Annotated in this window: 10 protein-coding genes; 8 read left to right on the forward strand and 2 right to left on the reverse strand. The window is 69.8% G+C overall.

Annotation, left to right across the window (positions count from 1 at the left end; genetic code table 11):
• The first annotated feature begins 66 nt into the window (after nt 1-66).
• From imuA to nagE, 8 genes are all read left to right on the forward strand, one after another.
• Complete coding sequence (gene imuA, locus DID99_RS08995) at nt 67-774, forward strand: translesion DNA synthesis-associated protein ImuA (RefSeq protein ID WP_124486526.1); 708 nt, start codon at nt 67-69, stop codon at nt 772-774.
• The gene (locus DID99_RS09000; RefSeq protein WP_124666520.1) at nt 707-2203 is read left to right on the forward strand and encodes a DNA polymerase Y family protein; all 1497 of its coding nucleotides are present in this window, start codon (nt 707-709) and stop codon (nt 2201-2203) included. Before imuA ends, DID99_RS09000 begins: the two co-directional genes overlap by 68 nt.
• Before the next feature lie 6 nt (nt 2204-2209).
• Nucleotides 2210-5425 (forward strand): error-prone DNA polymerase, encoded by a 3216-nt coding sequence (locus tag DID99_RS09005; protein ID WP_124666521.1) that lies wholly within the window; start codon nt 2210-2212, stop codon nt 5423-5425.
• 306 nt (nt 5426-5731) lie between these two features.
• On the forward strand, nt 5732-6466 hold the full coding sequence (locus DID99_RS09010; protein ID WP_124486523.1) for a GntR family transcriptional regulator: 735 nt from the start codon (nt 5732-5734) through the stop codon (nt 6464-6466).
• A gap of 97 nt (nt 6467-6563) precedes the next feature.
• Nucleotides 6564-7667, forward strand: coding sequence for an N-acetylglucosamine-6-phosphate deacetylase (gene nagA / locus DID99_RS09015; protein ID WP_124486522.1), 1104 nt, complete (start codon nt 6564-6566; stop codon nt 7665-7667).
• A complete protein-coding gene (locus DID99_RS09020; protein ID WP_124486632.1) occupies nt 7660-8667 on the forward strand; it encodes an SIS domain-containing protein in 1008 nt (335 codons plus the stop codon). The genes nagA and DID99_RS09020 overlap by 8 nt, the downstream gene beginning before the upstream one ends.
• A gap of 15 nt (nt 8668-8682) precedes the next feature.
• Entirely contained in the window at nt 8683-11265 is a 2583-nt protein-coding gene (gene ptsP / locus DID99_RS09025; protein ID WP_124571322.1) for a phosphoenolpyruvate--protein phosphotransferase, read from the forward strand.
• Between the two features lie 87 nt (nt 11266-11352).
• The gene (gene nagE, locus DID99_RS09030; protein ID WP_124486520.1) at nt 11353-13116 is read left to right on the forward strand and encodes an N-acetylglucosamine-specific PTS transporter subunit IIBC; all 1764 of its coding nucleotides are present in this window, start codon (nt 11353-11355) and stop codon (nt 13114-13116) included.
• Between the two features lie 259 nt (nt 13117-13375).
• On the opposite strand, the gene cydX is transcribed toward nagE, so the two are convergent.
• Both cydX and cydB read right to left on the reverse strand, forming a co-directional pair.
• A complete protein-coding gene (gene cydX, locus DID99_RS09035) occupies nt 13376-13498 on the reverse strand; it encodes a cytochrome bd-I oxidase subunit CydX (RefSeq protein ID WP_006483737.1) in 123 nt (40 codons plus the stop codon).
• A 54-nt stretch (nt 13499-13552) separates the two neighbouring features.
• Nucleotides 13553-14689 (reverse strand): cytochrome d ubiquinol oxidase subunit II, encoded by a 1137-nt coding sequence (cydB, locus tag DID99_RS09040; protein ID WP_124666522.1) that lies wholly within the window; start codon nt 14687-14689, stop codon nt 13553-13555.
• Between the last annotated feature and the right edge of the window lie 6 nt (nt 14690-14695).

Raw genomic sequence — 14695 nt, forward strand, 5'->3', positions numbered from 1 at the left:
TACTAGTACTGTGCGACATGAACGCATTGCCATATACTGTATATCCATACAGTTGTGGGTGGCGTCATGCTCGCATCCTCCATTTCTCCCGAATCCCTTCATCCATCGCTCTGGCGCGGCTCGCAGCTCGCGCGCGGCGGTGCGCGCACGATCGACACGGGTTTCGCGTCGCTGTCCGCCGAGCTGCCGGGCGGCGGCTGGCCGGTCGGCGGGCTCGTCGAACTGCTGGCCGCCCAGCCGGGCTGCGGCGAGATGCGGCTGCTCGCGCCGGCGCTCGCGCGCACCGTCAGCGCGCGGCGGCCGCTCGCGCTCGTCGCGCCGCCGCAGTCGCCGCATGCGACCGCGCTGGCCGCGCTCGGCGTGCCGGCCGACGCGCTGCTGTGGCTGCGCGCCGGCAGCCGTACCGATGCGTTGTGGGCCGCCGAGCAGGCGCTCAGGACCGGCTGCTGCGGTGCGCTGCTGCTCTGGCAGGACGCGCGGCCCGATGCGCTGCGCCGCCTGCATCTCGCGGCCGCGCGCACCGGCGACACGCTGTTCGTGATGCTGCGCCCGCTGTCGGCGGCCAAACAGCCGTCGCCGGCCGTGCTGCGCGTCGCGCTGCATCCGGTGCCGGGCGGCGTGTCGCTCGACATCGTCAAGCGTCGCGGGCCCGCGCGCGGCGAGCCGCTCGCGCTCGATTTGCCGTCGCCCATCGTGGAGAGCCGCTATGCGCGTCTTGCTCGGCATCCATCTGCCGCGCCTGCCGCTCGACGTGTGCGCCCCGCCGCCGTCTGACGGCGCGGCGGACGGCGCAGACGACGCAGGCTGCGCGGTGCTCGAGCAGGGTGTCGTGCTGATTGCCGACCCGCCCGCGCGCCGGCAGGGCGTGCGCGCGGGCATGAAGCGCGGCGGCGTGCTGACGCTTTCGCCCGACACGCGGCTCGTCGAACGCGATCCCGCCCGCGAGGCCGATGCGCTGCGGGCGGTCGCGCTCGCGTTGCTGCGCTTCTCGCCGTGCGTCGCGCTCGACGACGAAGCGACGCTGATCGTCGACGTCGGCCCGAGCCTGCGCCTGTTCGGCGGCCTGCCGTCGCTGTGCCGCCAGGTGCGCGCGACGCTCGCGGCGCTCGGCTATGCGGCGCGCCTGTCCGCCGCGCCGACCGGGCGCGGCGCGTGGCTGCTCGCGCGCACGTCGGCGCGTGCGCGCAGCCGGCGCCGCGTGGCCGGGCCGGCTTCGCTCGTTCGTACGCTCGATCGCTTGCCGTGCGTGCTGCTGCCCGACGCGCGCCCGTATGCGGGCTGGTTCGACGGCCTCGGCTGCCGCACGCTCGCCGATCTGCGCCGCCTGCCGCGCGCGGGGCTGCAGCGGCGCTGCGGTCCCGCGCTGCTGGCCGCGCTCGATCGTGCGTACGGCGATGCGGTCGAGCCGCTCGCGTGGATGGCGGTGCCGCCCGTGTTCGACGTGCGGCTCGAATTGCCGGAGCGCGTCGAATACGCGGAAGCCGTGCTGTTCGCCGCGCGGCGGCTCGTCGTGCAGCTCTGCGGGTGGCTGGCCGCGCGGCAGCTGTCGCTGGCCGCGATGACGCTCGATCTCGAGCACGAGCGCGGCCGCCAGGCGGTGCCGCCGACGCCGCTCGAACTCGCGTTCGCCGCGCCCGTGCGCGACGAGACGCACTTCATGCGGCTGCTCGGCGAGCGGCTCGCACGCGTCGAGTTGCCGGCCGCGGTGATCGCGGTGCGGCTGAAGGCCACGCGCGTCGAATCGGTCGCACCGCCGGCCGACGATCTCTTCCCCGAGCCGGGCGGCACGCGCGAGACGCGCGCGCGGCTGTTCGAACTGCTGGTCGCGCGGCTCGGCGCGGATAACGTGCTGCGCGCGGCGCCGGTGGCCGACTATCGGCCCGAGGCCGCGAACCGCTGGCTGCCGCTCGATGCACCGGCGGGCAAGCCGGCTGACGGACTGCCGGCTGCGCCGCCGCGTCCCGCGTGGTTGCTGGCCGAGCCGCTGCCGCTGCTGATGCGCGGGGAACGGCCGGTATTTCATACGCCGCTGAGAATGATGTCGTCACCCGAACGGATCGAGGCAGGGTGGTTCGACGGTCAGCACGTGGCGCGCGATTATTGCGTCGCGCAGGACGAAGAGGGCGCGTGCTATTGGGTGTTCAGGGAGCGGGCGGGGAGCGAGGCCGAACCGCACTGGTTCCTGCACGGCCTGTTCGGGTGAGCGGCGATGGTTGCGGAATTCGGTTTGCTGCCCGATTACGCGGAGTTGTTCTGCCGCTCGAACTTCTCGTTTCTGCATGGCGCGTCGCATGCGGAGGAACTGGTCGAGCGCGCGGTGGAACTCGGCTATCGAGGGATCGCGATCACCGACGAATGCTCGCTCGCCGGCGCGCCGCGCATGCATGTCGCGGCAAAAGCGCAAGGGCTGCCGCTCGTCATCGGTTCGTATTTCGACGTCACGCCGGATGAAGTCGCACCGGGTCACGATCCGGGCCCCGGTGCGTTCGGACTCGTGTTGCTGGCGCAGAACCGCGAGGGCTACGGCAACCTGTCCGAGCTGATTTCATGGCGGCGGATGGAGGCGCCGAAGGGAACCTACCGGCTGACGTCGAGGATGTTGTCGAGGCCGCCGGAGGCTTTCGCTCATCTGCGCGGCATGCCCGACTGTTTCGCGATTCTCGTGCCCGCGTATCCGGTGCGTGCGGAGGTGCTCGATGCGCAGGTCGCGTGGTTTCGCGCGACCTTCGGCGAGCGTGCGCGGCTCGGGCTCGTACAGTTGCAGCGCGCGCTGGACGGCCCGCAGCGCGACGAGATTCGGGACGCAGGCGAGCGGCGCGGCGTACCTGTCGTCGCGCTCGGCGACGTGACGATGCATCGGCGCTCATGCAAGCCGCTGCAGGACGTGATGACGGCGATCCGCGTCGGGATGCCGGTGTCGGAATGCGGCTATGCGCTCGCGCCGAATGCGGAGCAGCATCTGCGCGCACGCGGGCGGATCGCGAAGCTGTTTGCGCCGGACGAGATCGCGGAGACCTGCGCGATTCTCGATGCGTGCGATTTCGAACTCGACTCGCTGCGCTACGAGTATCCGGACGAGATCGTGCCTGAAGGTCATACGCCGACGAGCTATCTGGAACAGGAAACCCTGGCGGGCGCGCGCCGTCGCTATGCCGGGGAGCCGCCGGCTCATGTCATGGAGCGGATCGGCTACGAGTTGACGCTGATCGCGAAGCTGAGCTACGAACCGTTCTTCCTGACGGTGTACGACATCGTCAAGTTCGCACGTAGCCAGAACATCCTGTGCCAGGGGCGCGGCTCTGCGGCGAACTCGGTCGTCTGCTATTGCCTCGGCATCACCGAAGTCGATCCCGACCAGAGCACGATGCTGTTCGAGCGCTTCATCAGCGAGAAACGTGGCGAGCCGCCCGATATCGACGTCGACTTCGAGCATCAGCGCCGGGAAGAAGTCATTCAGCATATCTACGAAAAATACGGCAAGCATCGCGCCGCGCTCGCGGCGGCCGTTTCGACGTATCGCCCGCGCGGCGTGCTGCGGGAAATCGGCAAGGCGCTCGGCGTCGATCCGATGCTGGTCGATCGCGTCGCGAAGGGGCATCGCTGGTTCGACGGCAGCCGCGACCTGCTGCAGCAATTTGCGTCGACCGGGCTCGATCCGGCCACGCCGATCATTCGCGCATGGGCCGAACTCGCGGGGCGCTTGCTCAACTTTCCGCGCCACCTGTCGCAGCATTCGGGCGGCTTCGTGATCAGCCGCGGCAAGCTCACGCGGCTCGTGCCGGTAGAAAACGCAGCGATGGACGGGCGGCGCGTCATTCAGTGGGACAAGGATGATCTCGAATCGCTCAAGCTGATGAAGGTCGACGTGCTCGCGCTCGGCATGCTGTCGGCGCTGCATCGCGCGTTCGACATGCGCACCGCATGGCGCGGGCCAGAGGAGGACGGCGAGCCATTCACGCTGAAGCATATTCCGCAGGATGACGAAGCAACTTACGACATGATCTGCCGTGCCGATACGGTCGGCGTGTTCCAGATCGAATCGCGTGCGCAGATGTCGATGCTGCCGCGGCTGAAGCCGCGCAACTACTACGACCTCGTCGTGCAGGTGTCGATCGTGCGGCCGGGGCCGATCCAGGGCGGCGCCGTGCATCCGTATCTGAAGCGGCGCAGGATCGTGGCCGGCGAAGAGGAGGGGGAAGTCACGTATCCGAGCGAGGCGCTCAAGGAAGTGCTCGTTCGCACGCTCGGCGTGCCGATCTTCCAGGAGCAGGTGATGCAGATCGCGATGGTCGCGGCCGGATTCACGCCAGGCGAGGCCGACCAGTTGCGTCGCGCGATGGCGGCGTGGAAGCGCAGGGGCGATCTCGGCCCGTATCACGACAAGATCGTCGACGGAATGCTCGAACGCGGCTACACGCGCGAATTCGCCGAGCAGATCTTCGAGCAGATCAAGGGCTTCGGCGAATACGGCTTCCCCGAGAGCCACGCGGCCAGCTTCGCGAAACTCGCGTACGCGAGCAGCTGGCTCAAATGCCATGAACCCGCGATCTTCGTCGCGTCGCTGCTGAACAGCCAGCCGATGGGGTTCTACGCGCCCGCGCAGCTCGTGCAGGACGCGAAGCGCCACGGCGTGAAGGTGTTTCCGGCCGACGTCACGCGAAGCGGCTGGGAAGCGTCGCTCGAAGCGCTGCCCGACCAGCCGCCGCCGCACGGCCAGCCCGCGGTGCGGCTCGGCCTGTCGCTGGTGCGCGGTCTCGGCGAGGCCGCCGCGCGGCGCATCGAGGCCGCGCGCGCGGCCGGCCCGTTCGAGAACGTCGACGCGCTCGCGCGCCGCGCGCAGCTCGAACGGCGCGATCTCGAAGCGCTCGCCGCCGCGAACGCGCTCGCGACGCTCGCCGGCCATCGCCGCGATGCATTATGGCAAGCCGTCGCCGCAGCCCCCGAACGCGACCTGCTCGCCGCCGCGCCGATCGACGAAACGGAGCAGCCCGTGCTCGGCGCGCCGTCGGAAGCCGACGACATCCTCGCCGACTATCACACCACCGGCCTCACGCTGAACCGCCACCCGGTCGCGCTGCTGCGGCCCGCGTTGCGCGCGCAGCGGCTGTCGTCCGCGGCCGAGTTGCGCGACCGTCCCGACGGCCGGCTCGCGCGCGCGTGCGGGCTCGTGATCGCGCGGCAGATGCCGGGCACCGCGAAGGGCGTGATGTTCATGACGCTCGAGGACGAGACGGGCTGCGTGAACGTGATCGTGCGGCCCGAACTGCTCGCGCGGCAGCGCCGCGAAACGCTCGATTCGCGGCTGCTCGCGGCGTCGGGCGTGTGGCAGGTCGTCAGCGACGTGCGGCACCTCGTCGCGCAGCATTTCGAGGACCTGACGCCGCTGCTCGGCGGCCTGCGCACGTCGAGCCGCGAGTTCCACTGACGCGGCGCGCCGGCACGCCGCCGGATGCATACCAGTCGACCGAACTGGTTCTATTCAGGTATCGTTTTCAGCGCCCCAAACCCGTCAAATCCGGCACCGGAACTGTCCCCTTGCATACCAATCCGGGTAAATCCCTATCCTGCATCATGTTGTAAACAAAGGCTTTCCCGCTACTAAACCGCTTGCCTGGCAAGGCTTCCGGCGATTTTCACCTATCTAATACCAGTTCGTTGACTGGTATTATGGTGGTTATATAATGCGTTCACTTTCGACGGTCCGAGATCGTCGTCCGACACCCGGAGGCACATGGAAACCGGCTGGTCCGAACTGGCGCCCGATCCCCTCGACGACACGCCGCTGTATCTGCAGCTCGCCCGCAACCTGGCGCGCGCGATTCACGCCGGCGCGTGGCGCGCCGGCGAGGCGCTGCCGTCGGAGCGGCTGCTGTCGGGGTCGGTCGGCGTGTCGCGGATCACGGCCCGCCGTGCGCTCGCGCTGCTGGTGGAGCAGGGGCTGATCAAGCGGGTGCGCGGGGCGGGCAGCTTCATCACGCCGCGCGTCGCCGATCCGCTGTCGCGTCTCGTCGGCTTCACCGCGAAGATGCAGCAGCGCGGTTTCGTGCCCGATTCGGTGTGGCTGTCGCGCACGCTGCGCGCCGCGCGCCGCGACGAGATCACGCGTCTCGGCCTCGCGCCGGGCGCGACGGTCGCGCGGCTGGAGCGGTTGCGCCGCGCGGACGGCATCGTGATGGCCGTCGAGCATTCGACGCTGCCGGCCGCGGCGGTGCCGGATCCGCAGGCGCTCGGCGCGTCGCTGTACGAATACCTCGACGCCCGCGGGATGACCGTCGTGCGCGCGCTGCAGCACTTTCGCGCGTCGAACGCGACGCACGACATCGCGAAGTGGATGGCGGTGAAGCCGGGCTCGGCCCTGCTCGTGATCACGCGCATCGGCTACGGCGTCGACCAGCGCGCGATCGAAGTGACCGAAACGTATTGCCGCGACGACTATTACGACTTCGTCGCCGAACTGAAACGCTGACGCGCGAGACTGCCCGCGCGCCACGTGCAACGAAGCACAACGCATTTGCAAATCGCGACGCGGATGTCCGCGTCACCAGATCATCAAGAGAAACGTCATGCTGACTGGAAACATCCTCACCCCCGACGGCTGGATTCACGGCTCGCTCGACAGCGAGAACGGCCGCATCACCACGCTCGACGGCACGCCCGCCGATCCCGCGAAGAACGACGCGCCGTACATCCTGCCCGGCTTCATCGACCTGCACGTGCACGGCGGCGGCGGCGCCGACGTGATGGAAGGCGGCGACGCGATCGAGACGATCGCGCGCACGCACGCGCAGTTCGGCACGACGAGCCTGCTCGCGACGACGATGACCGCGCCGCGCGACGAACTGATGCAGGTCGTCGCGAACCTCGGCACCGTCGCCCGCACCCGCACGCAGGGTGGCGCGCGCGTGCTCGGCGTGCACCTCGAAGGGCCGTACATCAACCCCGGCAAGCTCGGCGCGCAGCCGGACGCGGCCGTGTCGGCCGTGCTCGACGAAGTGCTGACGTACCTGTCGATCGCGCCGATCCGCGTCGTCACGCTCGCGCCGGAAATCGCCGGCCACATCGAGATCATCGGCGAGATGGCCGCGCGCGGCGTGCGCGTGCAGCTCGGCCACTCGCTCGCGACCTACGACGACGCCGTCGCCGCGCTCAAGCACGGCGCGTGTGGTTTCACGCACCTGTTCAACGCGATGTCGCCGCTGCATCACCGCAACCCGGGCCTCGTCGGCGCCGCGCTCGCGCATGCCGAGTACGCGGAAATCATCCCCGACCTGCTGCACGTGCATCCGGGCGCGATTCGTGCCGCGCTGCGCGCGATTCCGCGCCTGTACGTCGTGACCGACAGCACGTCCGCCACCGGCATGCCCGACGGCGAATACCGGCTCGGCAGCCAGCACGTGACCAAGTGCCTCGGCGGCGTGCGGCTCGCCGACGGCACGCTCGCCGGCTCCACACTGACGATGGACCAGGCGCTGCGCAACCTCGTGTCGCTCGGCCTGCCGATCGCCGACGTGTCGAACCGGATGTCGCGCTATGCGGCCGACTACCTCGGCGTCACCGATCGCGGCCGCCTCGAGCGCGGCGCATGGGCCGACCTCGTCGTGTTCGATCGCGACCTGAACCTCACCGCGACCTACGTCGAAGGAGAATCGATTGTCGAATATGCTTAAGGAAGCGCGCGAGTCCGCCCAGGTCGTCGCCGCGCAACTCGCCGACACGACGCGCGTCGAAACGCTCGCCGCGCAACTGCTCGATCACCCGCCGGCCGTCGCGCTGACGGTCGCGCGCGGCAGCTCGGATCACGCCGCCAGCTATTTCGCGAGCCTGACGATGAGCCGCCTCGGCGTGCCCGTCGCGTCGCTGCCGATGTCGGTCGCGACGCTGCAGCAGGCGCCGCTGAAGGTGCAGGACCAGCTCGCGCTCGCATTCTCCCAGTCGGGCAAGAGCCCCGATCTCGTCAACACGATGGCCGCGCTGCGCGAAGCCGGCGCGCGCACCGTCGCCGCCGTCAACGTGCTGCCGTCGCCGCTCGCCGACGCGTGCGAGCACCAGCTGCCGCTGCTGGCCGGCCCCGAGCTGTCGGTCGCCGCGACCAAGAGCTACATCGCGATGCTGTCGCTGTCCGCGCAGATCGTCGCGTACTGGCAGCGCGACGCCGCGCTGATGACGGCATTGCGCGGCCTGCCCGACGTGCTCGCGCAGGCCGGCCGCCTCGACTGGTCGCCGGCCGTCGCCGCGCTCGCGGGCGTCGAGCGGATGATCGTGATCGGCCGCGGCCTCGGGCTTGCGATCGCGCAGGAAGCCGCGCTGAAGCTGAAGGAAACCTCCGGCATCCAGGCCGAGGCATTCTCGAGCGCCGAAGTCCGGCACGGCCCGATGGAGCTGATCGACCGCGACTATCCGCTGCTCGTGTTCGCGCCGCCGGGGCCCGAGCAGGCCGGGCTGCTGCAGCTCGCTCAGGACATGCGCGCACGCGGCGCGGCCGTGCTGCTCGCGGCGCCCGCCGGCACGCCCGGCGCGACCTTGCCGCTCGCGCAGTCCGCCCATTCGGCGCTCGACCCGATCGCCGCCATTCTTTCGTTCTACGTGATGGCGGCGGATCTCGCCGTCGCGCGCGGCCGCAATCCCGACACGCCGCGCCACCTGAACAAAGTCACCGAAACGCACTGATAGCCGAGACAGCCGATGAGACGCGCCGAGGAGTCCCAGTTGAAGAGTTCCACCCATGATCAGATCGTCCTGCTCAGCCCCCTGACCGGGCCGATCGTCGCGCTGGCCGATGTGCCCGATCCGGTGTTCTCCGGCGGGATGTTCGGCGACGGCATCGGCATCGACCCGCTCGCGGGCCAGCTCGTCGCCCCGTGCGCCGGCGTCGTGTCGCATCTCGCGCGCACCGGCCATGCGGTGACGATCACGACGCCGCAAGGCGCGGAAGTGCTGCTGCATATCGGCATCGACACCGTCGAGCTGAACGGGCAGGGCTTCACCGCCCACGTCGAAGCCGGCGCACGCGTCGACGCGGGCGACCTGCTGATCGAGTTCGACCAGGACGCGGTCGCGCGCAGCGCGCATTCGCTGGTTTCGGTGATCGCGATCGCGAACTCCGACGCGTTCGACGTCGTCGAGCGCGCGAGCGGTTTCGCGACGGCCGGCGAGACGCCGATCCTGACGCTGCGCGGCAAGGGCGAAGCGGCCGCGCAGGCGGCGCAGGCCGGCGCCGCGGCGATGAACGAAGTGCGTCGCGAACTCGTGCTGACGCAGCCGGGCGGCCTGCATGCCCGGCCGGCCGCACGCGCACGCGAATCCGTGCGCGGCTTCGACGCGACGGTCGACGTGCAGTTCGACGGCCGCAAGGCGTCGATCGCGAGCGTCGTGGGCCTGCTCGCCCTTGGTGCCGGCGAAGGCGCGACGATCGAGCTGATCGGCCGCGGCGCGCACGCGCAGCAGGCCGTCGACGCGGTCGAGCACGAGCTGCTGCGCGAAGCGCACGGCGAAGTCGAGGAGAAGCCGGCGCGGCTGCGTTCGCCCGCACCGCAGCCGATCGTGCACGACACCGGCGCGACACTCGACCCGAACACGCTCGCGGGCGTGTGCGCGGCGCCCGGCATCGCGGTCGGCACGCTGGTGCGTCTCGACGATGCGGAGATCGTGCCGCCCGAACAGGCGAGCGGCACGCCCGCGTCGGAAAGCCGCCGGCTCGACCAGGCGCTGACGGCGGTCGACGCCGAACTCGACGAAACGGTGCGCAACGCATCGGCGCGCGGCGCGGTCGGCGAGGCGGGGATCTTCGCGGTGCATCGCGTGCTGCTCGAAGACCCGACGCTGGTCGACGCGGCGCGCGACCAGATCAGCCTCGGCAAGAGCGCGGGCTTCGCGTGGCGCGCGACGATCCGCGCGCAGATCGACACGCTGTCGAAGCTCGACGATGCGCTGCTCGCCGAGCGCGCGGCCGACCTGCGCGACATCGAGAAGCGCGTGCTGCGCGCGCTCGGCCACACGAGCGGCGCGACCCGCACGCTGCCCGCCGAGGCCGTGCTCGCCGCCGAGGAATTCACGCCGTCGGACCTGTCGTCGCTCGATCGCCAGCGCGTGACCGCGCTCGTGATGGCGCGCGGCGGCGCGACGTCGCATGCGGCGATCATCGCGCGCCAGCTCGGCATTCCGGCGCTCGTCGCGGTCGGCGACGCGCTGTATGCGATTCCCGACGGCACGCAGGTCGTCGTCGATGCGAGCGCGGGCCGTCTCGAACATGCACCGACCGCACTCGACGTCGAACGCGCGCGCCACGAGCGCCAGCGCCTGGACGGCGTGCGCGAGGCGAACCGGAAGCTGGCCGGCGCCGCCGCCGCGACGGTCGACGGCCGCGCCATCGAGGTCGCCGCGAACATCGCGACGCTCGACGACGCGAACACCGCGGTCGACAACGGCGCGGACGCGGTCGGCCTGCTGCGCACCGAGCTGATGTTCATCCATCGCCAGGCCGCGCCGAGCGTCGTCGAGCACCAGCAGAGCTACCAGTCGATCGTCGATGCGCTGCAGGGCCGCACGGCGATCATCCGCACGCTCGACGTCGGCGCCGACAAGGAAGTCGACTACCTGACGCTGCCGCCCGAGCCGAACCCGGCGCTTGGCCTGCGCGGCATCCGCCTCGCGCAGGTGCGCCCCGATCTGCTCGACGATCAGCTGCAGGGCCTGCTCGCGGTGAAGCCGTTCGGCGCGGTGCGCATCCTGCTGCCGATGGTGACGGATGCCGGGGAACTCGTGCGGCTGCGACAGCGCATCGACGAATTCGCGCGGGCGCAGGGCCGCACCGAGCCGATCGAGGTCGGCGTGATGATCGAGGTGCCGTCGGCGGCGCTGCTCGCCGACCAGCTCGCGCAGCACGCGGATTTCCTGTCGATCGGCACCAACGACCTGACGCAGTACACGCTCGCGATGGATCGCTGCCAGGCCGATCTGGCCGCGCAGTCCGACGGCCTGCATCCGGCCGTGCTGCGCCTGATCGACATCGCGGTGCGCGGCGCCGCGAAGCACGGCAAATGGGTCGGCGTGTGCGGCGCGCTGGGCGGCGATCCGCTCGCGGTGCCGATTCTCGTCGGCCTCGGCGTGACCGAACTGTCGGTCGACCCGGTGTCGGTGCCGGGCATCAAGGCGCGCGTGCGCCGTCTCGATTACCAGCTGTGTCGCCAGCGTGCGCAGGATTTGCTCGCACTCGACTCGGCACAGGCGGTAAGGGCAGCAAGCCGCGAGGTCTGGCCGCTCGACTGAACGTCGACGGCGGGCGCGCGACCCGTTTCACTACGCAAGCAATTAGGTCAACGACGCTTAATGACGAGACATGGATTGGAGGATTGAATGGACGGGAATCCGTTTCTGAAGATACAGGGCCTGGGCCGGGCGCTGATGCTGCCGATCGCGGTGTTGCCGGTCGCCGGCATCCTGCTGCGGCTCGGGCAGCCGGACGTGTTCAACATCAAGATGATCGCCGACGCCGGCGGCGCGATCTTCGACAACCTGCCGCTCCTGTTCGCGATCGGCGTGGCGGTTGGTTTCGCGAAGGACAACAACGGCGTGGCGGCACTCGCGGGCGCGATCGGCTACCTGATCGAAACCGCGATCATGAAGGACATCGATCCCAAGCTGAACATGGGCGTGCTGTCCGGGATCATCGCGGGTGTCGTTGCGGGCCTGCTGTACAACCGCTACAAGGACATCAAGCTGCCCGACTACCTCGCGTTCTTCGGCGGCAAGCGGTTCGTGCCGATCATCACCGGGCTCGTGTGCGTGGTACTCGGCATCGTGTTCGGATACGTGTGGCAGCCGGTCCAGCATCTGATCGACGCGGCCGGCCAGTGGCTGACGACGGCGGGCGCGATCGGTGCGTTCGTGTTCGGCTTCCTGAACCGCCTGCTGCTCGTCACGGGCCTGCACCACATCATCAACTCGCTCGCATGGTTCGTGTTCGGCAACTTCACGCCGCCGGCCGGCGGCGAGCTCGTGCACGGCGACCTGCACCGCTTCTTCGCGGGCGATCCGACCGCGGGCACCTTCATGGCCGGCTTCTTCCCGATCATGATGTTCGGCCTGCCGGCCGCGTGTCTCGCGATGCTGCACGAAGCGCCGAAGGAGCGCCGCGCGATGGTCGGCGGCCTGCTGTTCTCGATGGCGCTCACGTCGTTCCTGACCGGCGTGACCGAGCCGATCGAATTCAGCTTCATGTTCCTCGCGCCGGTGCTGTACGTGATCCACGCGGTACTCACCGGGCTGTCGCTCGCGATCTGCCAGATCCTCGGCGTGAAGCTCGGCTTCACGTTCTCGGCCGGCGCGATCGACTACGTGCTGAACTACGGGCTGTCGACGAAGGGCTGGATCGCGGTGCCGCTCGGCATTGCGTACGGCGTCGCGTACTACGGGCTGTTCCGTTTCTTCATCCGCAAGTTCAACATGGCGACGCCCGGTCGCGAGCCGGCCTCGGCCGACTCGGCAACCGAGTCGTTCGCGTCGGGCGGTTTCGTCGCACCGGCGGCCGGTGCCGCGGCGGCAGCGCCGCGTGCGCAGCGCTACATCGCCGCGCTCGGCGGCGCGGGCAACCTGACGGTCGTCGACGCCTGCACGACGCGCCTGCGCCTGAGCGTCGTCGATCCGGAGAAGGTGTCGGAGCCGGAACTGAAGTCGATCGGCGCGCGCGGCGTGCTCAAGCGCGGCGGCAACAGCGTGCAGGTGATCATCGGGCCGGAGGCGGACATCATCGCCGACGAGATGCGTTCGGCGATCGGCAGCGGTGCGGCCGGTGCCGCGGCGGCGGCCGCGGTCGCGCCCGCGCAGCCGGTCACGGGCGCTGCGGCCGGTCCGCTCGATCCCGATCCGCTGCGTTGGCTTGCGGTGTTCGGCGGCGCGACCAACGTCGCATCGCTCGACGCGATCGCGACCACGCGCCTGCGCGTCGTCGTGCGCGACGCAGCGGCGGTCGATCGCGATCGGCTCGGCGCGCTCGATGTCGCATGGGTGGCGCCGGACACGTTCCACATCGTCTGCGGCAACGCGGCGGCGCGCTATGCGGAACAGCTCGGCGCGCGCCTGCCGTCGACGGGCGGTGGTGCGGCCGTGCAACCGGCATGATCTGACGAGACCGGCCCGATCCGCCTCGCGGATGCGGGCCGCCGGTCGGTAAAACGAAAACGGCTTGCGACGCGTGTGTCGCAAGCCGTTTTTCTTTGTCGGCGCGCGGGCGCGATGCGTGCATCGGCATCGCGCTCAATTGGCTTCGACGTGCCGCGCGTGCCGAACGAATGTCCGGACGAAAAAAAACCTCGCACGTAGCGAGGTTCGTTCCCGACGGCGGGCGGCGGGGCGATCAGCCGCCGCCGCGCCGGAGCGGTCAGTCGCGGCGTGCGCGCACCGGCGCTTCCTGCGGCTTCTGCCGCGCTTCGAGCCACATCGCGTTGACGATGCCGAACGACAGCGCGACGCCGATACCGAGAATCCAGCTGAAGTACCACATGATCCGACTCCTTGCGAAACGGTGGGCGAGGGCGCGTGCGCGCCCCGGCCGGGTTCAATACATCGAGTGCTTGTTCTCTTCGAGCGACTGGTGCGTGACCTTGCCGCGCATCACGCGGTACACCCAGCTCGTATAGAGCAGGACGATCGGCAGGAACACGATCACCGCGAACAGCATCACCTGCAGCGTCATGTGGCTCGACGTCGAATCCCACACGGTCAGGCTGCTGCGCGGGTCGAGCGACGACGGCATGATGAACGGGAACATCGAGAAACCCGCGGTCAGGATCACGCCGGCGATCATCAGGCCGGTGCAGAAGAACGCCGTCTTTTCCTGCTTCGAGCCGGCGAGCAGCAGTGCGAGCAGGCCGCCCGCGATCCCGACGACCGGCGCCGCGATCATCCACGGATACTCGCCGTAATTCGCGAGCCACAGGCCCGAGCCGGCCGCCACGTCCTTCAGCAGCGGGTTCGCGACCGTGTCGGTCGGCGCGGCGTGCGTGATGTGGAAGCCGCCGATGGTCGACGCGATCAGCACGCCGGCCAGCACGAACAGCACGACCGCGACGAGCGCCGACACCAGCAGCGCGATCGACGCGCGGCGTGCGATCACGCCGTCGGTCTTCATCTTGATGAATGCCGCGCCGTGCGCGACCAGCATCGTGAGGCTGACGAGCCCGCAGAGCAGCGCGAACGGGTTCAGCAGCGCCCAGAAGCCGCCGTAGTAGGTGACGCGCAGGTCGCTGTCGAACTTGAACGGCACGCCCTGCAGCAGGTTGCCGAACGCGACGCCGAACACCAGCGCGGGCACGAAACCGCCGACGAACAGGCCCCAGTCCCAGCCCGCGCGCCAGCGCGGGTCGGGCCGCTTGCTGCGATAGTCGAAGCCGACCGGCCGGAAGAACAGCGCGAACAGCACGAGCAGCATCGCGAAGTAGAAGCCGGAGAACGACGCGGCATAGACGAGCGGCCAGGCGGCGAACATCGCGCCGCCGGCCGTGATCAGCCACACCTGGTTGCCTTCCCACGTCGCACCGACCGTGTTGACGATGATGCGGCGCTCCTCGTCGGTCTTGCCGAGGAACGGCAGCAGCGCGGTCGCGCCCATGTCGAAGCCGTCGGTGACGGCGAAGCCGATCAGCAGCACGCCGACGAGCAGCCACCAGATCAGCTTGAGAGTTGCATAGTCCATAGCGAT

Source organism: Burkholderia sp. Bp8986 (assembly GCF_003854225.1).
Taxonomy (GTDB): domain Bacteria; phylum Pseudomonadota; class Gammaproteobacteria; order Burkholderiales; family Burkholderiaceae; genus Burkholderia.

What these genes read in the sequence shown, in the direction of transcription:
- cydX (WP_006483737.1), bottom strand. Translation starts at nt 13,498, where the DNA reads ATGTGGTACTTCAGCTGGATTCTCGGTATCGGCGTCGCGCTGTCGTTC.
- DID99_RS09005 (WP_124666521.1), top strand. Translation starts at nt 2,210, where the DNA reads ATGGTTGCGGAATTCGGTTTGCTGCCCGATTACGCGGAGTTGTTCTGC.
- DID99_RS09000 (WP_124666520.1), top strand. Translation starts at nt 707, where the DNA reads ATGCGCGTCTTGCTCGGCATCCATCTGCCGCGCCTGCCGCTCGACGTG.
- DID99_RS09020 (WP_124486632.1), top strand. Translation starts at nt 7,660, where the DNA reads ATGCTTAAGGAAGCGCGCGAGTCCGCCCAGGTCGTCGCCGCGCAACTC.
- nagA (WP_124486522.1), top strand. Translation starts at nt 6,564, where the DNA reads ATGCTGACTGGAAACATCCTCACCCCCGACGGCTGGATTCACGGCTCG.
- cydB (WP_124666522.1), bottom strand. Translation starts at nt 14,689, where the DNA reads ATGGACTATGCAACTCTCAAGCTGATCTGGTGGCTGCTCGTCGGCGTG.
- imuA (WP_124486526.1), top strand. Translation starts at nt 67, where the DNA reads ATGCTCGCATCCTCCATTTCTCCCGAATCCCTTCATCCATCGCTCTGG.
- ptsP (WP_124571322.1), top strand. Translation starts at nt 8,683, where the DNA reads ATGAGACGCGCCGAGGAGTCCCAGTTGAAGAGTTCCACCCATGATCAG.
- nagE (WP_124486520.1), top strand. Translation starts at nt 11,353, where the DNA reads ATGGACGGGAATCCGTTTCTGAAGATACAGGGCCTGGGCCGGGCGCTG.
- DID99_RS09010 (WP_124486523.1), top strand. Translation starts at nt 5,732, where the DNA reads ATGGAAACCGGCTGGTCCGAACTGGCGCCCGATCCCCTCGACGACACG.